Here is an 18,273-nt window from a genome sequence, read left to right on the forward strand (position 1 = left end):
CGCTGCTTTATACCAGAAAGACCGGAGTGCAACAACATTCCGTGTGCAATCAATCCACATAAAGGCGCTTTTTCAGCCTGCGAACGCCATGGATAAAGGCTGACATCGATTTTTACCACTCGTCGCAGAAAATCGTCCTTGAGGGCGATCCGGACTTTTCACCGCGCGCCGCCGTCTGAAAAACGGCTATCACTGTGCCCCGAAAATGCAAAAAGGGGATAGTCATTTGTAATCCAGACCTCTAGGGTAGGCCTTTTCCAGACTGCACTTGCAGATGGGCCTTCGATCTGTAAAAGGAAACCGACCATGCGCCTCGCTGCCCTACCCCTGTTGCTCGCCCCGCTCCTGCTGAGCCCTCTGGCTCAGGCCGCCGCGCTGAGCGTCTGTACCGAGGCCAGCCCGGAAGGGTTCGATGTGGTGCAATACAACTCGCTGACCACCACCAATGCCTCGGCTGACGTGCTTATGAACCGTCTGGTGGATTTCGACACCGCCAGCGGCAAAGTCGTCCCCAGCCTGGCTGACAGCTGGGAGGTCAGTACCGATGGCCTGACCTATGTGTTCAAGTTGCACCCGCAGGTGAAGTTTCATACGACCGAATACTTCAAGCCGAGCCGCGAGCTGACCGCCGAAGACGTCAAATTCAGCTTCGACCGCATGCTCGACCCGGCCAACCCGTGGCACAAAGTCGCCCAGAGCGGCTTCCCGCATGCGCAGTCGATGCAGTTGCCAGCGCTGATCAAGAAGATCGACGCGCTCGATCCGCTGACCGTGCGCTTCACCCTTGACCACCCGGACTCGACATTCCTGGCGACCCTGAGCATGGGCTTCGCTTCGATCTACTCCGCCGAATACGCCGACAAACTGATGAAGGCCGGCGCCACGGACAAGCTCAACAGCCAACCGATCGGCACCGGCCCGTTCGTGTTCAACCGCTTTCAGAAAGACGCGGCGATCCGCTACAAGGCCAACCCGGATTACTTCGGTGGCAAGCCTGCGGTGGATCCGTTGATCTTCGCCATTACCCCGGACGCCAACGTGCGCCTGCAAAAGCTGCGACGTAACGAATGCCAGATCGCCCTGTCGCCAAAACCGCTGGACGTACAGGCCGCGCTGAAAGAGCCGACGCTGAAAGTCGAAAAAACTGACGCGTTCATGACCGCTTTCATCGGCATCAACAGCCAGCATCCGCCGCTGGACAAGCCGGAAGTGCGTCAGGCAATCAACCTCGCATTCGACAAGGCCAACTACATCAAGGCTGTGTTTGAAGACACCGCCGAAGCCGCCAACGGCCCTTACCCGCCGAACACCTGGAGCTACGCGAAGAGTCTGCCGGGGTATCCGCATGATGTCGTCAAAGCCAAAGCGTTGCTGGCCAAGGCTGGGTTGAAGGACGGCTTCCAGACCACCATCTGGACGCGTCCTTCCGGCAGCCTGCTGAATCCGAACCCAAGCCTGGGTGCGCAGATGCTGCAGTCGGATCTGGCGGAAATCGGCATTCAGGCGGAAATCCGCGTGATCGAGTGGGGCGAACTGATTCGTCGCGCCAAGGCTGGCGAGCACGACCTGCTGTTCATGGGCTGGGCCGGCGATAACGGCGATCCGGACAACTTCCTCACGCCGCAGTTTTCCTGCGCGGCGGTCAAGTCCGGGACCAACTTTGCGCGGTACTGCAACGCTGATCTGGACAAGTTGATCAGTGCGGGCAAGACCACTAGTGAGCAAGGTGTGCGCACCAAGCTGTATGAGCAGGCGCAGACGCAGATTCAGCAGCAGGCGTTGTGGTTGCCGCTGGCGCACCCGACCGCCTATGCGCTCACACGCAAAGACGTGCAGGGTTACTCCGTCAGCCCGTTTGGCCGCCAGGACTATTCCAAGGTCAACCTCAAATAACCTGCCCAGCACATAACCTGTAGGAGTGAGCCTGCTCGCGATGGCGTCATTTCAGTCAACACATTCGGTGACTGGAAAATTGCTATCGCGAGCAGGCTCACTCCTACAGGGGTTTAGCGTTTTTCCCCTGAGCGTTACATCCAGCCACACTCTGCCATCGACAGCGGCTCTCCGTCACCGACGATGAAGTGATCCAGCACTCGCACATCAATCAGCTCCAGCGCCTTCTGCAAACGCTTGGTCAGTAATCGATCAGCCTGACTGGGGTCAGTGTTCCCCGATGGATGGTTGTGGCACAGGATCAACGCCGCCGCGTTATTGGCCAGACATCGCTTAACTACTTCGCGCGGATGCACGCTGGTGTTATCGATGGAGCCGCGAAACAGTATCTCGAAATTCAGTACTTGATGTTTGGAGTCGAGAAACAGGCAACCAAACACCTCATGCGGTTCGTGACGCAGCATCGATTTCAGATAATCGCGAACGACCTGAGGGTTTTCCAGGGCTGGTTTCTGCCGGGATTTCTCAGCCAGATGCCGCCTGTTCATTTCCTGAGCAGCTTGCAGTTGCGCAAACTTCGCCGGCCCGAGCCCCAATTGTTTGCTGAATGCGTGCTGATCGGCCTCAAGCAGCAAACGCAGGCTGCCGAATTGAGTCAACAGGTTGCGCGCCAGGTCCACAGCGCTTATTCCGGGCAATCCGGTGCGCAGAAAAATGGCCAACAACTCAGCGTCCGAAAGGCTCGCTGCACCGTGCTCCAATAACCTTTCCCGCGGGCGTTCCGCCGCAGGCCAATCGCGAATACTCATACACATTCCCTGTCTGTGGGCGCCGCTGTTCCGTAGCGGTCGCTGTGATATCTTAGCCCATCTTTTTTGCGGGCGAATTCACCCTGGGGAGGGGGTTTCGCCACGTATGTCACCCACGAAATGAAAGGCAGACCTATGCAGCGGCTGTATCGGAAACGCATCGTTCTGGGCGTCGGCGGCGGTATCGCGGCCTACAAGAGCGCCGATCTGGTTCGTCGCCTGATCGACCAGGGTGCCGAAGTGCGCGTGGTCATGACCCATGGCGGCGCCGAATTCATCACCCCGCTGACCATGCAGGCGCTGTCCGGCCACCCGGTGCACCTCGATTTGCTCGACCCGGCCGCCGAAGCCGCGATGGGCCACATCGAACTGGCCAAGTGGGCCGATCTGGTACTGATCGCCCCGGCCACCGCCGACCTGCTCGCCCGCCTGGCCCAAGGCATTGCCAATGATTTGCTGACCACTTTGGTGTTGGCCACCGACGCTGTCGTCGCCGTTGCTCCGGCAATGAATCAGGCGATGTGGCGCGATCCGGCGACCCAAGCCAACCTGCAACTCCTGGAAAGCCGTGGCCTTAAGGCCTTCGGCCCGGCGTCTGGAAGTCAGGCCTGCGGCGACGTCGGCATGGGCCGCATGATGGAAGCCACCGATCTGGCGCAATGCGCAGCAGACTGCTTTCAGCGGCAGGCGCTGACCGGTAAACACGTGGTGATTACCGCCGGCCCGACCCAGGAAAACATCGACCCGGTGCGCTACATCACCAACCACAGCTCCGGGAAAATGGGCTTTGCCCTGGCTGAAGCAGCGGTTGAAGCCGGCGCCCGCGTCACATTGATCAGCGGCCCGGTGCACCTGCCAACCCCGGATCGCGTCACGCGAATCGATGTGGTCAGCGCCCGCGACATGCTCGCGGCCTGCGAAGCCGCAATTCCGTGCGACGTGTTCATTTCCTCGGCTGCGGTTGCGGACTACCGCCCGGAAGTCGTCGCCCCGCAAAAACTCAAGAAAGATCCTACGAGCGGTGACGGCTTCGTCCTGCAAATGGTGCGTAACCCGGACATCCTGGCCACCATCGCGACCCGTCCCGACCGTCCGTTCAGTGTCGGCTTTGCCGCCGAGACCGAACACCTGCTCGACTACGCTGCACGCAAGCTGAAGGACAAGAATCTCGATTTGATCGTCGCCAATGACGTCGCCAACCCGAGCATCGGTTTCAACAGCGAAGAAAACGCCTGCAGCGTGATTGACCGTGAGCTGCACGCCACGGTTTTCGCCCAGACCAGCAAGAGCAAGATCGCTCGCCAACTGGTCACTTTTATCGCCGAACGTCTGAACCAGGTTTAATTTACATGCACGCTTTGCAAGCCAAGATCCTCGACCCACGCATCGGTACCGATTTCCCGCTGCCGCAATACGCCACCCCGGGCTCCGCCGGCCTCGACCTGCGCGCCATGCTGGATCAGGACATTGTGATCAAACCGGGTGAAACCGTGCTGATCCCCACCGGTCTGTCGGTTTACATCGGCGACCCGAACCTCGCCGCGCTGATCCTGCCGCGCTCCGGCATGGGCCATAAACACGGCATCGTGCTGGGCAATCTCGTCGGCCTGATCGATTCGGATTACCAGGGCCCGCTGATGGTGTCGTGCTGGAACCGTGGTCAGACCGACTTCACCATGACCGTCGGCGAACGTCTGGCGCAGCTGGTGCTGGTGCCGGTAGTGCAGGCGCATTTCGAAATGGTTGAAGAGTTCGTCGAAACCGAACGCGGCACCGGCGGTTTCGGCCATACCGGCACGAAATAACCGAATACATCTCCTGTAGGAGCTGCCGCAGGCTGCGATCTTTTGATTTTGATCTTAAAAAACAAAGCCAAAAGATCGCAGCCTTCGGCAGCTCCTACAGGGGAAATTTGTGCAGTTTCCGCGACAGGTTTTAACACCGTAAATCAAGGTTTTGCCGGCCGAAAGCCACGCCAGCCGAGGCGTCATGGCCCTTTCACACCACGAACTCTCTGTGGAAAACGCCGTCATACCCTTCAGTTTGAGCCTGCCGTCGAACGATTCGTCGGTCTGTCCCGCCACTTTCGAGATGGAGCATTTCCGTAGATGAGCACCCCAGCCAAGATTGCCCCGAAGCTGCCCGACAGCATTTTCCGCGCCTATGACATTCGCGGCACCGTGCCGGAATTCCTCAATGCCGAAACCGCTTACTGGATCGGCCGCGCCATCGGTTCGCAGAGCCTGGCTCAGGGTGAACCAAACGTGTCCGTCGGTCGCGACGGCCGCTTGTCCGGCCCGGAGCTGGTTGCCGAGCTGATTCGCGGTATCGCCGAAAGCGGCTGCCACGTCAGCGACGTTGGCCTGGTGCCGACGCCGGCGCTGTACTACGCCGCCAACGTGCTGGCCGGCAAGTCGGGCGTGATGCTCACCGGCAGCCACAACCCGTCGAACTACAACGGCTTCAAGATCGTCATCGCCGGCGACACCCTCGCCAACGAACAGATCCAGGCCCTGCACGAGCGCCTCAAGACCAACAACTTGAGCAGCGGTACCGGCAGCGTCACTCAGGTCGAGATCCTCGACCGCTACAACACCGAAATCGTCCAGGACATCAAACTGGCGCGGCGCATGAAGGTTGTGGTCGACTGCGGCAACGGCGCGGCCGGCGTGATCGCCCCGCAACTGATCGAAGCGCTGAACTGCGAAGTCATCCCGCTGTTCTGCGAAGTCGACGGCAACTTCCCGAACCATCATCCGGATCCGGGCAAGCCTGAAAACCTCGTCGACCTGATCGCCAAGGTCAAGGAAACCAACGCCGACATCGGCCTGGCTTTCGACGGCGACGGCGACCGTGTCGGCGTGGTGACCAATACCGGCAGCATCGTCTACCCGGATCGCCTGCTGATGCTGTTTGCCCGTGACGTGGTTGCGCGGAACCCGGACGCCGAGATCATTTTCGACGTCAAATGCACCCGTCGCCTGGTGCCGCTGATCAAGGAATACGGTGGTCGTCCGCTAATGTGGAAGACCGGTCATTCGTTGATCAAAAAGAAAATGAAACAATCCGGCGCGCTATTGGCCGGTGAAATGAGCGGGCACATTTTCTTCAAGGAGCGCTGGTTCGGTTTCGACGACGGTATCTACAGTGCCGCACGGCTGCTGGAGATCCTCAGCAAGGAAAAATCCACCGCGGAAGAGCTGTTTGCGACCTTCCCGAACGATATTTCTACGCCGGAAATCAATATCCATGTGACCGAAGAGAGCAAATTCAGCATCATTGATGCACTGCACGACGCACAGTGGGGCGCAGGCGCTGACCTGACCACCATCGACGGCGTGCGAGTCGATTACGCCAAAGGCTGGGGCCTGGTGCGCGCATCCAACACCACGCCGGTGCTGGTGCTGCGCTTCGAGGCCGATGACGAGGCTGAATTGCAACGCATCAAGGATGTGTTCCACGCCCAACTGAAACGCGTTGCACCTGATCTCCAACTACCGTTCTGATCCACCCGGAGCCCTGAATGACCCTCGAACGCGAAGCCGCCGCCCATACCGCCCAGGTCCTGTCCGAAGCGTTGCCTTACATCCGACGCTATGCCGGCAAGACCCTGGTGATCAAATACGGCGGCAACGCGATGGAAAGCGAGGAGCTGAAAACCGGTTTCGCCCGCGACATCGTCTTGATGAAAGCCGTGGGCATCAACCCGGTGGTCGTGCACGGTGGCGGCCCGCAGATCGGCGATCTGCTCAAGCGCCTGTCGATCGAAAGCCATTTCGTCGACGGCATGCGAGTCACCGACGCCGCGACCATGGACGTGGTAGAAATGGTCCTCGGCGGCCAGGTCAACAAGAGCATCGTCAACCTGATCAACCGTCACGGCGGCAGCGCCATTGGCCTGACCGGTAAAGACGCCGGGCTGATTCGTGCGAAGAAGCTCACTGTGACCCGCCAGACACCGGAGATGACTCAACCGGAAATCATCGACATCGGTCAGGTAGGTGAAGTGGTCGGGATCAACACCGAACTGCTGAATCTGCTGGTCAAAGGCAACTTCATCCCGGTCATCGCGCCGATCGGCGTCGGTGAGAACGGCGAGTCGTACAACATCAACGCCGACCTCGTCGCTGGTAAAGTGGCCGAAGCGTTGAAAGCCGAGAAGCTGATGCTGCTGACCAACATCGCCGGCCTGATGGACAAGTCGGGCACCGTGCTGACCGGCCTGAGCACCCAGCAGGTCGATGATCTGATTGCCGATGGCACCATCTACGGTGGCATGCTGCCGAAGATCCGTTGCGCACTGGAAGCGGTGCAGGGCGGCGTGGGCAGCTCGTTGATCATCGACGGTCGTGTGCCGAACGCGATCCTCCTGGAAATCTTCACCGACACCGGTGTGGGTACGCTGATCAGCAATCGCAAGCGTCCTTAAGCCGTAGCGCACGCAAAAAGACCCCGCTCAGCCTGGCTGAGCGGGGTCTTTTTTTGTCTGCAACCTCAGAGTTCTGAACCTCTCCTGTGTAGGAGCTGCCGAAGGCTGCGATCTTTTGATCTTGCTCCCAAATGCCAAAATCAAAAGATCGCAGCCTTCGGCAGCTCCTACAGAGAAGGTGTGTCAGACGCCGAACTGGGCGCGATAGGCTTCTACGGCTGGCAGGTGCTGCTTGAGCTGTGGATCATCGGCGAGGAATTCCAGCACCTGATTCAGCGAAACGATGCTGATCACCGGGATGCCGAAGTCGCGTTCGACTTCCTGGATCGCCGACAACTCACCGTTGCCACGCTCCTGACGGTTCAGCGCAATCAGCACGCCAGCAGCCTTGGCACCGTCCTGGGAAGCGATGATCTGCATCACCTCACGAATCGCGGTGCCAGCAGTGATCACGTCGTCGATGATCAGTACTTCGCCGGTCAGCGGTGCGCCAACCAGGCTGCCGCCTTCGCCGTGGGCCTTGGCTTCCTTGCGGTTGAAGCACCATGGCAGGTCGCGGTCGTGATGTTCGGCCAGCGCAACAGCAGTGGTTGCCGCCAACGGGATGCCTTTATAGGCCGGGCCAAACAAAACATCGAAGGGAATGCCGCTTTCGGCAATGGCTGCAGCGTAGAAACGCCCCAGCTGCGCCAGAGCCGAACCCGAGTTGAACAGGCCGGCGTTGAAGAAGTAAGGACTGGTGCGCCCGGACTTCAGGGTGAACTCACCGAAGCGCAAAACGCCGCGATCGATGGCAAAACGAATGAAATCGCGCTGATACGCTTGCATGAAAAAAACCCCAAATACCACGGATTTAGCTAATTAGCTTGACGCCGTGTATCATACACGCACGCGATTTTTGGGGCCATTTATGCGGATCATCAGTGTGAACGTCAATGGTATTCAGGCGGCAGTCGAGCGTGGTTTGCTCAGTTGGCTGCAAGCACAGAATGCCGACGTCATCTGCCTGCAGGACACCCGTGCCTCCGCCTTTGAACTGGATGACCCAGCCTTCCAACTGGATGGCTACTTCCTTTATGCCTGCGATGCTGAAGTCCCTGCCCAAGGCGGCGTGGCTTTGTATTCGCGGTTGCAACCGAAGGCTGTCATCAGCGGTCTCGGTTTCGAGACGGCCGACCGCTACGGGCGCTACCTGCAAGCAGATTTCGACAAAGTCAGTATTGCCACCTTGCTGCTTCCTTCGGGGATGAACGGCGATGAGGACTTGAACCAGAAGTTCAAGCTCATGGACGACTTCGGCAAGTACCTGGACAAACAGCGGCGTAAACGTCGCGAGTACATTTATTGTGGCTCGCTGTACGTGGCGCAGCAGAAGCTCGACATCAAGAACTGGCGCGACAGCCAGCAATCCCCGGGCTTCCTGGCGCCAGAACGCGCCTGGATGGACGAGATTGTCGGCAACATGGGCTATGTCGATGCCCTGCGCGAAGTCAGCCGTGAAGGCGACCAGTACAGCTGGTGGCCGGATAACGAACAGGCCGAGATGCTCAATCTGGGCTGGCGTTTCGACTACCAGATCCTGACTCCAGGCCTGCGACGCTTCGTACGCAGCGCACGCCTGCCACGTCAGCCGCGGTTCTCGCAGCACGCGCCGCTGATCGTCGACTACGACTGGACGCTGACCATCTAAGCGTCGTTTCGCAGTACAAAAAATGCCCGTATCTTGCGATACGGGCATTTTTTATGCCTGCGCTCGAAGCGGAATCGAACTCAGACGGCGGCGAAGAACGGCAACATCAAGTACAGCTTGATCACGACGACATTAATAATGTCGATGAAGAACGCCCCCACCATCGGCACCACCAGAAACGCGATCTGCGAGGGGCCGTAGCGCTGCGTCACGGCCTGCATGTTGGCAATGGCAGTCGGCGTGGCACCAAGACCAAAACCGCAATGTCCAGCGGCCAGCACGGCGGCATCGTAGTTGCGGCCCATCACCCGGAACGTCACGAAAATCGCGAACAACGCCATGACCAGCGCCTGTACAGCCAGAATGATGAAAATCGGCAACGCCAGTGCGGCCAGATCCCACAACTTGAGCGACATCAGGGCAATCGCCAGAAACAGCGACAAGCTGACATTACCCAGCACCGACACTTCACGCTCGAACACCTGATACAGGCCCAGCGCCGAGAGCCCGTTGCGCAACACCACGCCTACAAACAGGACACACACGAACGTCGGCAACTCGAATGCAGTCCCTTGCAGCAGGCCATTCAACAGATTGCCCGCCAGCAAGCTCACTGCAATCAGAGCCAGGGTTTCGACAAACGAAAATGGCGTGATCGAGCGTTCCTTGTTCGGCTGTTCAAAACCTTTTGGCAACCGTGGCGCTTCCTGCTGATTGCAACCGGGCACCTCTACACGCTTGATGAGCAACCGCGCAACCGGCCCGCCGATCAAACCACCCAGCACCAGACCAAACGTCGCGGCGGCCATCGCCAGTTCGGACGCTGAGGCCAGGCCGTACTTCTCGCTGAATACCGTGCCCCACGCAGCGCCGGTGCCATGACCGCCCGCCAGGGTGATCGATCCGGTCAGCAGCCCCATCAACGGGTCGAGCCCAAGCATTTTTGCCAGCCCGATCCCCATGGCATTCTGCACCACCAAGAGCCCGGTGACCGCCAGGAGAAATATCCCCACTATCCGGCCACCTTTCTTCAGACTGGCGAAGTCTGCGCTTAAACCGATGGTGGCAAAAAAGGCCAGCATCAAAGGTGTCTGCAGGGAAGTATCGAAACGAACTTCAATATCGAACGTTCGCAGCAGCAACAACAGCAAGGCAACTACCAGCCCACCCGCGACAGGCTCAGGGATATTGTAACTGCGCATAAAACCAACACGCCTAACTAGCCCACGCCCTAGCAGAAGTACTAAGGATGCGGCCACAAGTGTTCCGTAAAAATCGAGCTGAATCATTGGGATTATTCTTGGCTATATATTCAGAGACGAGTTGTTTACCTGCACGCGCCTCATGAACCGGCTGATTGTCTCAACACTGATTACTCGGGAATTCAAGAACCTTCGATGGCTTGAATATATCTTAATATTTCTGGAGAAGTATTAACGGGGAAACTTTAACAATCGCCACACCCGATTCCAAGGACATATATCAGCAGCAAGGCAATGCAGTTGTGACCAAACGTGTAACGGCGGCCTTTATATAAAATGTTATACACCACTCATCGCAGAAGGATTATTCCTACATACAACGCGAGTTAGCTCTGCTTCAGAAATAAAAAAGCCCTGACATGTCAGGGCATTTATTCTAAAACTTTATAATCTTTTTATTTGATCAGCCGCCAGGTAAACGGATATCGGTACGGGAAGCCTTCATTAGCCTTAACTCCCGCAATGATCGTCAAAACCAGTGCGCCGATAGCCAATATTCCCAGCAGAAAGAACCCGATGATCAGCACCATCAGCAGGAAGCAGATCAACGATGCGATGGCGACGGTGATCTGAAAATTCAGCGCCTCTTTACCTTGAGCATCGATGAACGGGTCCGTTTCGCGCTTCATCTGCCAGAGGATCAACGGTCCGATCAGATTGCCGAACGGAATCCAGATCCCCAGCAAGGCGGACAAGTGACAAAACATCGCCCATTGGCGAACCTCCTGGCTCGGTTTGGGCAGCAGCTCTTGCTCGTCACTCATCGCGTCCTCCTTGCGGTTAATAACCTGCTCAGTCGGCCAATGCAGCCTTTTGCAGTTCGAAGATTTCGTTCATGCCCTGCTTGGCCAGCTCCAGCATGGCGTTCAAGTCTTCAGGCTGGAACGGCGCGCCTTCGGCAGTGCCCTGCACTTCGATGAAACCACCGGTGCTGGTCATCACTACGTTGAGGTCAGTCTCGGCAGCGGAATCTTCAAGATAGTCCAGATCCAGCACGGCCTCGCCCTGATACATGCCGACCGACACGGCACCAATCATCTGCTTGAGCGGATCGCCACCCTTCAGGCCACCACGCTTCTTGATCACTTTCAGCGCATCAACCAGCGCAACCATGGCACCGGTGATCGAAGCCGTGCGAGTACCACCGTCGGCCTGGATCACGTCGCAGTCGACGTACAGGGTCACGTCGCCCAGCTTGGACATGTCCAGCGCAGCGCGCAGGGAACGGCCGATCAGACGCTGGATTTCCAGGGTGCGACCGCCCTGCTTGCCACGGCTCGCTTCACGCTGGTTACGCTCGCCAGTGGCGCGCGGCAGCATGCCGTACTCGGCGGTCAACCAACCCTGACCCTGGCCTTTGAGGAAGCGCGGCACGCCGTTTTCGACGCTGACGGTGCAGATGACTTTGGTATCACCGAATTCGACCAGTACGGATCCCTCGGCGTGTTTGGTGTAGTTGCGGGTAATGCGGATCGAGCGGAGCTGATCGGCAGCGCGACCACTTGGACGTTTCATAGGGAATACCTGTACTGGGGACGGAAAACTGCCGAGCATTATAGAGCGCTGCACCGCGCCTGGGCACTCGTTAAAAACCCGAGCGTCGACCGAAGGCCCTGAAACTCCCATTACCGACGGGCTGCAGCCCTTTGTCACACCGTGTGTTTGGGCGCATTCGCTGCACTGCGCTACAATCCTGCGCCTTTGCTGCCAGTCGGCTTAAATTCATTGATATCGCGCCTGCGGAACATCCTGCTGCGCCGATCTGCATTGCGAGGTCACCGCCATGGTGCACAGCATGACCGCCTTCGCCCGCGTCGAAAAAGCCGGCGCACAGGGCACCCTGAGCTGGGAACTGCGCTCGGTCAACAGCCGCTACCTTGAACCTCACCTGCGTCTGCCGGAGTCGTTTCGCGATCTCGAAGGCGCGGTGCGTGAAGCGCTGCGTCAGGGCCTGTCGCGGGGCAAACTCGAATGCACCCTGCGGTTCACCGAAGAAAGCACCGGCAAAACCCTGCAAGTCGATCGCGAGCGCGCCGCGCAACTGGTCGCAGCGGCCGAGACCATTGCCGGCTTGATCAAGAATCCTGCCGCACTCAATCCCCTGGAAGTGCTGGCCTGGCCCGGCGTACTGGTGGGTGATGCGACTGACCCGCAGGCACTGAACGCCGACGCACTGGCCCTGTTCAATCAAGGCCTGAAAGAGTTGAAGGCCGGCCGCGAGCGCGAAGGCGCTGAGCTGGCACGCCTGATCAACGAGCGTCTGACCTCCATTGAGGAAGACGTGGTGACCCTGCGTGAACTGGTGCCACAGATGCTGGCCACCCAACGCCAGAAAGTCCTCGACCGCTTCGCCGACATGAAGGCCGAGCTGGACCCGCAGCGCCTCGAACAGGAAATGGTCATGCTCGCGCAAAAGAGCGACGTGGCCGAAGAACTGGATCGCCTGAGCACCCACATCATCGAAGTGCGCCGGGTGCTCAAATCCGGCGGCGCGGCCGGACGCCGCCTCGATTTCCTGATGCAGGAACTCAACCGCGAAGCCAACACACTGGGCTCCAAGGCCTTCGACCCGCGCAGCACCCAAGCCGCCGTCAACCTCAAGGTGTTGATCGAGCAGATGCGCGAACAAGTGCAGAATATTGAGTAAGGCTATCCCTGACATGACCCACAGCACCGGCACCCTGTACATCATTTCCGCGCCATCGGGCGCGGGCAAGAGCAGTCTGGTCAAGGCGTTGACCGACGCCATACCGGAAATTCGTGTTTCGGTTTCCCACACCACGCGCGCAATGCGTCCGGGTGAAGTGGACGGCGTGAACTATCACTTCGTGACGCGCGAAGAGTTCGTGAAGATGGGCGAGCACGGCGACTTCCTCGAACGTGCCGAAGTCTTCGGCAACTTCTACGGCACCTCGCAAAGCCGCCTGCAGCAGACGCTGGACGAAGGTCACGACCTGATTCTGGAAATCGACTGGCAGGGCGCCGAGCAAGTGCGCAAGCTGATGCCGCAAGCTCGCTCGATCTTTATCCTGCCGCCGTCGCTTCAGGCACTGCACCAGCGCCTGACCAACCGTGGCCAGGACAGCGACGAGATCATTGACGGCCGGATGCGCGAAGCGGTCAGCGAGATGAGTCACTATGTCGAGTACGACTACCTGATCATCAACGACGATTTTGCTCATGCACTTGACGATCTGAAGGCGATTTTCCGCGCCAATCAACTCCAACAGAAACGCCAGCAAGTACGTTTCGGCAAGTTGCTGGCCGAATTGCTCGGATAATCAGCACTTCCCAAAACAGCTGCAAGCGCTTTACATTGGTGCTTGCAGCGCGTTGAAGGGCTTGGTCAAAAAATCAGCGCTTCCCTAATCGCTGGTGATTTTTTAAACTGTTTAGTCCGCTCGCCCAACCGGGCAGCGCGCATATTGCATTCGCTCCGAGGAATACCATGGCCCGCGTAACCGTTGAAGACTGCCTGAACCACGTGGAAAACCGTTTTGAGCTGGTCATGCTCTCTACCAAACGTGCCCGTCAACTGGCCACCGGCGGCAAAGAGCCACTGGTTCAGTGGGAAAACGACAAGCCTACCGTTGTAGCGCTGCGTGAAATCGCTGAAGGCCTGATGAGCTACGAGTTCATCGCCGAGCAGGAAATCGTCCAGGATGAGCCGCTGTTCGCAGCGTTCGAGGACGAGTCCAACGAGGCCGTCTAAGCCTATGCCTGGTCGACGTAGCACGGCGCGGGATCACAGCTTACGGCAGGAATTATCATGCCGAGCATAGACGCCCTCGCCGATCGCTTATCGACCTACCTCGGCAATGACCAGGTCAACCTGGTCCGCCGAGCGTATTTCTACGCCGAACAAGCCCATGACGGTCAGCGCCGTCGCAGCGGCGAGGCGTACGTCACGCATCCTCTTGCCGTGGCCAATATTCTTGCCGACATGCACATGGACCATCAGAGCCTGATGGCCGCGATGCTGCATGACGTGATCGAAGACACCGGTATTGCCAAGGAAGCGCTGCAAGCGCAGTTCGGTGAAACCGTGGCCGAACTGGTCGACGGGGTCAGCAAACTGACCCAGATGAATTTCGAGACCAAGGCCGAAGCCCAGGCTGAAAACTTCCAGAAAATGGCCATGGCCATGGCACGCGATATTCGCGTGATCCTGGTCAAGCTTGCCGACCGCCTGCACAACATGCGCACGCTCGAAGTGCTGTCCGGGGAAAAACGCCGACGCATCGCCAAGGAAACCCTCGAAATCTACGCGCCCATCGCCAACCGGCTGGGCATGCATGCGATCCGCATCGAATTCGAAGACCTCGGCTTCAAGGCCATGCACCCGATGCGTTCCGCGCGGATCTACCAGGCAGTCAAACGCGCCCGGGGCAACCGCAAGGAAATCGTCAACAAGATCGAAGAGTCCCTTGGTCATTGCCTCGCCATCGACGGTATCCAGGGCGAAGTCAGCGGTCGTCAGAAACACCTCTACGGCATTTACAAGAAAATGCGCGGCAAGCGTCGGGCCTTCAACGAGATCATGGACGTCTATGCGTTCCGGATCATCGTCGACAAGGTTGATACCTGCTACCGCGTGCTGGGTGCTGTACATAACTTGTACAAACCGTTGCCGGGGCGCTTCAAGGATTACATCGCGATCCCCAAGGCCAACGGCTATCAGTCGCTGCACACCACATTGTTTGGCATGCACGGCGTACCGATCGAGATCCAGATCCGCACCCGCGAAATGGAAGAGATGGCCAACAACGGCATCGCCGCCCATTGGCTGTACAAGTCCAGCGGTGACGAGCAGCCGAAAGGCACCCACGCCCGTGCCCGCCAGTGGGTCAAAGGCGTGCTGGAAATGCAGCAACGTGCCGGCAACTCGCTGGAATTCATCGAAAGCGTGAAGATCGACCTGTTCCCGGACGAGGTCTACGTGTTCACACCAAAAGGCCGGATCATGGAGCTGCCGAAAGGCTCCACGGCGGTCGACTTTGCCTACGCGGTGCACACCGATGTCGGCAACAGCTGCATCGCCTGCCGGATCAACCGTCGTCTCGCACCGCTGTCCGAACCGCTGCAAAGCGGCTCCACGGTCGAGATCGTCAGCGCCCCCGGCGCACGGCCGAACCCGGCGTGGCTCAATTTCGTCGTCACCGGCAAGGCGCGCACGCACATCCGCCATGCATTGAAACTGCAACGCCGCTCTGAATCCATCAGCCTCGGCGAACGTCTGCTGAACAAGGTGCTCAACGGTTTCGACAGTTCGCTGGAGAAGATTCCGGCCGAACGCGTCAAGGCGATGCTCACCGAATACCGCCTCGAACTGATCGAAGACTTGCTCGAAGACATTGGCCTCGGCAACCGCATGGCCTACGTGGTCGCCCGCCGCCTGCTCGGCGAAGGCGAACAACTGCCAAGCCCGGAAGGCCCGCTGGCGATTCGCGGCACCGAAGGTCTGGTGCTCAGCTACGCCAAGTGCTGCACGCCGATCCCGGGCGACCCGATTGTCGGGCACCTGTCGGCGGGCAAAGGCATGGTCGTGCACCTGGACAACTGCCGCAACATCAGCGAAATCCGGCACAACCCGGAAAAATGCATCCAGCTCTCGTGGGCCAAGGATGTCACGGGCGAATTCAACGTCGAACTGCGCGTCGAGCTGGAACACCAGCGCGGCCTGATCGCCCTGCTGGCCAGCAGCGTCAACGCAGCCGACGGCAATATCGAGAAAATCAGCATGGACGAACGCGATGGTCGCATCAGCGTGGTCCAGTTGGTGGTCAGCGTCCACGACCGTGTGCACCTGGCCCGCGTGATCAAGAAGCTGCGCGCCTTGACCGGGGTGATCCGCATCACCCGCATGCGTGCATAACTCAACCATTACAAGGAGTCATACATGACCAAGACTGTTATCACCAGCGACAAGGCCCCGGCCGCCATCGGTACTTACTCCCAGGCGATCAAGGCAGGCAACACCGTTTACATGTCGGGTCAGATTCCTCTGGACCCAAAAACCATGGAACTGGTTGAAGGCTTCGAAGCCCAGACCGTCCAGGTGTTCGAGAACCTCAAAGCCGTGGCTGAAGCCGCTGGCGGTTCGTTCAAGGACATCGTCAAACTGAACATCTTCCTCACCGACCTGAGCCACTTCGCCAAGGTCAACGAGATCATGGGCAAGTACTTCGACCAGCCATACCCGGCCCGCGCCGCCATCGGCGTTGCTGCCCTGCCGAAGGGTTCGCAGGTTGAAATGGATGCCATTCTGGTCATCGAGTGATGCGCACGGCGCGGCCTTCAAACGCCGCGCCGGTTGCTGCAAGAAAAGGTTTTGAAAGGATTCCACCATGCGCAAAGCGCTAGCTCTCCCGCTGCTCGCCATTTTCCTCGGCGGCTGCGCCAGCAACCCTGCCGACCGTGACATCAGCGGCACCTGGATCAACCAGGTGGCGATCGATGCCGCAGCCAAGGGCGGCCCCCTGCGCGAAGCGCTTCAGGCTTACGGCCCGAACCTTGAGTGGGACGTCAACACCAAGGCCAGTCAGGCCCGCTACACCAACGGTTTTGAGAACGTCGAAGGACGGCTGCTGGGTGAGAAATCCGGCGCCTGGAAAGTCGACTTCTATGGCAGCTCCGCCAGCGAGCTGAAACGCGACGGCGGGCAACTGCAGCAAGCCGCCAGCGAGAACGAACCCGAGCAGGTGTTCGACCGCGCACAGATTCCGGTGCCGGAAGGCGCGCCGATCGGTGCCAGTTTCGAACGCGCGCTGTATTCCGCCTACATGGGCGGCAGCTGGACAATCGCCAATGGTCAGGGCGAAGGCAGCACCGTGCAGTTCCAGGCTGATGGCCAGGTTTCCGGTTTGCCGGGGGCCGACCGTTATGCCTTGTGCCTGGCGGGCGATTGCGCGTCGATGAGCAGCACCAACGACAACATGTGGTTGCAACTCAACGGTCAAGGCAATGCCTACATCTTTGCGCGCAAGGGCAAGGAACTGGAGATTTTCCAGGCCGTGAACACAGCGCTGGCGGATGAAATGCCGCAGTACACGCCGGGCGAGCGCAAGTGGTTGCTGGAGAAGCAGTAACCCGCTTCTGAAACCACTGAAGATCAAATGTGGGAGCGAGCCTGCTCGCTCCCATAGTTGTTTTGTGTTGTTAAAAAGTCAGCATTTACCTTCGAGGATCGCGGCATAGCCTTCGCGGTAGCTTGGGTACATTGGCGTCCAGCCCAACGCTTTAGCCCGGGCATTGCTGCAACGCTTGCTGCCCGTGCGCCGTACGCTGGCGTCGTCCGCCCACTCGGTAACGCCCAGATACTCACGCAACCAGCCTACGACTTCCGCCAATGGCGCCGGTGCATCGTCGACACCGATGTAGAAATCCTCAAGCTTCACGCCCTGCCGAGCCTTCTCCAACAGGAACGCCAGCAACCCTGCCGCGTCGTCAGCATGAATCCGATTGCCATACAGCGGCGGATCGACCGCAACGCGATAGCCGCGACGCACTTGAGTCAGCAGCCACTCGCGGCCCGGGCCATAGATGCCGGTCAACCGCAGAATGCTCGCAGGAATGCCACTCTTAAGCGCGACCTGCTCAGCCTCCAGCATCAATCGTCCTGAATAACCGGCAGCGATGGTCTCTGAGTTCTCATCGACCCACTCACCCTCCTGCTGCCCATAAACGCTGCTACTGGACACGAAGATCAGTTGCTCAGGCACCTGACCATAGTCGTCGAGCCAGCTCAGCACGTTCTGCAAACCCTGCACATAAGCCGCGCGATAACCGGCTTCATCGTGATCGGTTGCCGCTGCGCAATACACTAGATAGTCCACGGCACCGACCGGCCAGGTCGCCGGGCAGTCTTCATTGAACAGGTCACCGGCAACGCCGGTCACCCCAGCAGGCAGCTTCGAAACATCCCGGCGCAAGCCATGAACTTCCCAGCCAGCCGCCAGCAATTGCTTGGCCAGACGACTGCCGACATCACCACAACCGGCAATCAAAACAGAAGGCGCGGACATCAAAAAACTCCTATCGGAAAGACACAGACTAGCCTCGGGACAGGACGAGCGGCTAGCAATGCAGGAAAAAAAGATACTCTATTACTTTTGTTAACAAGAATTACTTGCAATAATGCACGCCACTTTTGTTCTCGGCCTTACGAGGCCTGGTAGAGCATCACCGTTT

At 58.8% G+C, this 18,273-nt stretch carries 17 protein-coding genes and 1 pseudogene; 12 read left to right on the top strand and 6 right to left on the bottom strand.

Going from position 1 to position 18,273, the window contains the following annotated elements; genetic code table 11:
• The first annotated feature begins 306 nt into the window (after positions 1-306).
• Positions 307-1,893: an ABC transporter substrate-binding protein gene (locus FGA82_RS02570; RefSeq protein ID WP_141125923.1), complete on the top strand. Its 1,587-nt coding sequence runs from the start codon at positions 307-309 to the stop codon at positions 1,891-1,893.
• Positions 1,894-2,027: 134 nt separating this feature from the next.
• On the opposite strand, the gene radC is transcribed toward FGA82_RS02570, so the two are convergent.
• The gene (radC, locus tag FGA82_RS02580; RefSeq protein ID WP_077575044.1) at positions 2,028-2,702 is read right to left on the bottom strand and encodes a RadC family protein; all 675 of its coding nucleotides are present in this window, start codon (positions 2,700-2,702) and stop codon (positions 2,028-2,030) included.
• A 135-nt stretch (positions 2,703-2,837) separates the two neighbouring features.
• On the opposite strand from radC, the gene coaBC reads away from it, so the two are divergent.
• The 4 genes and pseudogenes from coaBC to argB all read left to right on the top strand — a co-directional run bounded on the left by coaBC (position 2,838) and on the right by argB (position 7,131).
• Positions 2,838-4,046, top strand: coding sequence for a bifunctional phosphopantothenoylcysteine decarboxylase/phosphopantothenate--cysteine ligase CoaBC (gene coaBC, locus FGA82_RS02585; protein ID WP_141126114.1), 1,209 nt, complete (start codon positions 2,838-2,840; stop codon positions 4,044-4,046).
• A 5-nt stretch (positions 4,047-4,051) separates the two neighbouring features.
• Positions 4,052-4,507 carry a dUTP diphosphatase gene (dut, locus tag FGA82_RS02590; RefSeq protein ID WP_038359240.1) on the top strand — a complete coding sequence of 152 codons (456 nt, stop codon included), beginning with the start codon at positions 4,052-4,054 and terminating at the stop codon, positions 4,505-4,507.
• A 324-nt stretch (positions 4,508-4,831) separates the two neighbouring features.
• Positions 4,832-6,208, top strand: a pseudogene (locus FGA82_RS02600) (phosphomannomutase/phosphoglucomutase); the annotation flags it as partial.
• 17 nt (positions 6,209-6,225) lie between these two features.
• Positions 6,226-7,131 (top strand): acetylglutamate kinase, encoded by a 906-nt coding sequence (gene argB, locus FGA82_RS02605; RefSeq protein WP_141125924.1) that lies wholly within the window; start codon positions 6,226-6,228, stop codon positions 7,129-7,131.
• Positions 7,132-7,314: 183 nt separating this feature from the next.
• On the opposite strand, the gene pyrE is transcribed toward argB, so the two are convergent.
• The gene (gene pyrE, locus FGA82_RS02615; protein ID WP_042608114.1) at positions 7,315-7,959 is read right to left on the bottom strand and encodes an orotate phosphoribosyltransferase; all 645 of its coding nucleotides are present in this window, start codon (positions 7,957-7,959) and stop codon (positions 7,315-7,317) included.
• 82 nt (positions 7,960-8,041) lie between these two features.
• Between pyrE and FGA82_RS02620 the strand changes: the two genes are divergently transcribed.
• Entirely contained in the window at positions 8,042-8,821 is a 780-nt protein-coding gene (locus FGA82_RS02620) for an exodeoxyribonuclease III (RefSeq protein WP_007920349.1), read from the top strand.
• An 80-nt stretch (positions 8,822-8,901) separates the two neighbouring features.
• Here the strand turns inward: FGA82_RS02620 and gltS are convergent, their stop codons facing one another.
• The 3 genes from gltS to rph form a co-directional block, all read right to left on the bottom strand.
• On the bottom strand, positions 8,902-10,110 hold the full coding sequence (gene gltS, locus FGA82_RS02625; protein ID WP_141125925.1) for a sodium/glutamate symporter: 1,209 nt from the start codon (positions 10,108-10,110) through the stop codon (positions 8,902-8,904).
• Positions 10,111-10,478: 368 nt separating this feature from the next.
• Positions 10,479-10,847, bottom strand: a complete 369-nt coding sequence (locus FGA82_RS02630; protein ID WP_007920344.1) for a DUF4870 domain-containing protein — start codon at positions 10,845-10,847, stop codon at positions 10,479-10,481.
• A 28-nt stretch (positions 10,848-10,875) separates the two neighbouring features.
• Complete coding sequence (rph, locus tag FGA82_RS02635; RefSeq protein WP_016985814.1) at positions 10,876-11,598, bottom strand: ribonuclease PH; 723 nt, start codon at positions 11,596-11,598, stop codon at positions 10,876-10,878.
• A 268-nt stretch (positions 11,599-11,866) separates the two neighbouring features.
• Between rph and FGA82_RS02640 the strand changes: the two genes are divergently transcribed.
• From FGA82_RS02640 to FGA82_RS02665, 6 genes are all read left to right on the top strand, one after another.
• Positions 11,867-12,730, top strand: a complete 864-nt coding sequence (locus FGA82_RS02640; protein WP_141125926.1) for a YicC/YloC family endoribonuclease — start codon at positions 11,867-11,869, stop codon at positions 12,728-12,730.
• 13 nt (positions 12,731-12,743) lie between these two features.
• Positions 12,744-13,364: a guanylate kinase gene (gmk, locus tag FGA82_RS02645; protein ID WP_008078609.1), complete on the top strand. Its 621-nt coding sequence runs from the start codon at positions 12,744-12,746 to the stop codon at positions 13,362-13,364.
• Between the two features lie 167 nt (positions 13,365-13,531).
• Positions 13,532-13,795: a DNA-directed RNA polymerase subunit omega gene (rpoZ, locus tag FGA82_RS02650; protein WP_016985812.1), complete on the top strand. Its 264-nt coding sequence runs from the start codon at positions 13,532-13,534 to the stop codon at positions 13,793-13,795.
• A gap of 57 nt (positions 13,796-13,852) precedes the next feature.
• Positions 13,853-15,958 carry a bifunctional GTP diphosphokinase/guanosine-3',5'-bis pyrophosphate 3'-pyrophosphohydrolase gene (gene spoT, locus FGA82_RS02655; protein WP_007920338.1) on the top strand — a complete coding sequence of 702 codons (2,106 nt, stop codon included), beginning with the start codon at positions 13,853-13,855 and terminating at the stop codon, positions 15,956-15,958.
• Positions 15,959-15,982: 24 nt separating this feature from the next.
• Complete coding sequence (locus FGA82_RS02660; protein WP_003229509.1) at positions 15,983-16,363, top strand: RidA family protein; 381 nt, start codon at positions 15,983-15,985, stop codon at positions 16,361-16,363.
• 67 nt (positions 16,364-16,430) lie between these two features.
• A complete protein-coding gene (locus FGA82_RS02665) occupies positions 16,431-17,171 on the top strand; it encodes a hypothetical protein (RefSeq protein WP_141125927.1) in 741 nt (246 codons plus the stop codon).
• Positions 17,172-17,249: 78 nt separating this feature from the next.
• Here the strand turns inward: FGA82_RS02665 and FGA82_RS02670 are convergent, their stop codons facing one another.
• On the bottom strand, positions 17,250-18,107 hold the full coding sequence (locus FGA82_RS02670; protein ID WP_141125928.1) for an SDR family oxidoreductase: 858 nt from the start codon (positions 18,105-18,107) through the stop codon (positions 17,250-17,252).
• Positions 18,108-18,273 lie beyond the last annotated feature (166 nt).

The sequence above is a fragment of the Pseudomonas fluorescens genome (assembly GCF_005938625.1).
Lineage (GTDB): Bacteria > Pseudomonadota > Gammaproteobacteria > Pseudomonadales > Pseudomonadaceae > Aquipseudomonas > Aquipseudomonas fluorescens_BD.

Bases quoted from the DNA above. Each gene is read 5' to 3' on its own strand.
- FGA82_RS02570 (WP_141125923.1), top strand. From the start codon at position 307: ATGCGCCTCGCTGCCCTACCCCTGTTGCTCGCCCCGCTCCTGCTGAGC.
- radC (WP_077575044.1), bottom strand. From the start codon at position 2,702: ATGAGTATTCGCGATTGGCCTGCGGCGGAACGCCCGCGGGAAAGGTTA.
- coaBC (WP_141126114.1), top strand. From the start codon at position 2,838: ATGCAGCGGCTGTATCGGAAACGCATCGTTCTGGGCGTCGGCGGCGGT.
- dut (WP_038359240.1), top strand. From the start codon at position 4,052: ATGCACGCTTTGCAAGCCAAGATCCTCGACCCACGCATCGGTACCGAT.
- argB (WP_141125924.1), top strand. From the start codon at position 6,226: ATGACCCTCGAACGCGAAGCCGCCGCCCATACCGCCCAGGTCCTGTCC.
- pyrE (WP_042608114.1), bottom strand. From the start codon at position 7,959: ATGCAAGCGTATCAGCGCGATTTCATTCGTTTTGCCATCGATCGCGGC.
- FGA82_RS02620 (WP_007920349.1), top strand. From the start codon at position 8,042: ATGCGGATCATCAGTGTGAACGTCAATGGTATTCAGGCGGCAGTCGAG.
- gltS (WP_141125925.1), bottom strand. From the start codon at position 10,110: ATGATTCAGCTCGATTTTTACGGAACACTTGTGGCCGCATCCTTAGTA.
- FGA82_RS02630 (WP_007920344.1), bottom strand. From the start codon at position 10,847: ATGAGTGACGAGCAAGAGCTGCTGCCCAAACCGAGCCAGGAGGTTCGC.
- rph (WP_016985814.1), bottom strand. From the start codon at position 11,598: ATGAAACGTCCAAGTGGTCGCGCTGCCGATCAGCTCCGCTCGATCCGC.
- FGA82_RS02640 (WP_141125926.1), top strand. From the start codon at position 11,867: ATGGTGCACAGCATGACCGCCTTCGCCCGCGTCGAAAAAGCCGGCGCA.
- gmk (WP_008078609.1), top strand. From the start codon at position 12,744: ATGACCCACAGCACCGGCACCCTGTACATCATTTCCGCGCCATCGGGC.
- rpoZ (WP_016985812.1), top strand. From the start codon at position 13,532: ATGGCCCGCGTAACCGTTGAAGACTGCCTGAACCACGTGGAAAACCGT.
- spoT (WP_007920338.1), top strand. From the start codon at position 13,853: ATGCCGAGCATAGACGCCCTCGCCGATCGCTTATCGACCTACCTCGGC.
- FGA82_RS02660 (WP_003229509.1), top strand. From the start codon at position 15,983: ATGACCAAGACTGTTATCACCAGCGACAAGGCCCCGGCCGCCATCGGT.
- FGA82_RS02665 (WP_141125927.1), top strand. From the start codon at position 16,431: ATGCGCAAAGCGCTAGCTCTCCCGCTGCTCGCCATTTTCCTCGGCGGC.
- FGA82_RS02670 (WP_141125928.1), bottom strand. From the start codon at position 18,107: ATGTCCGCGCCTTCTGTTTTGATTGCCGGTTGTGGTGATGTCGGCAGT.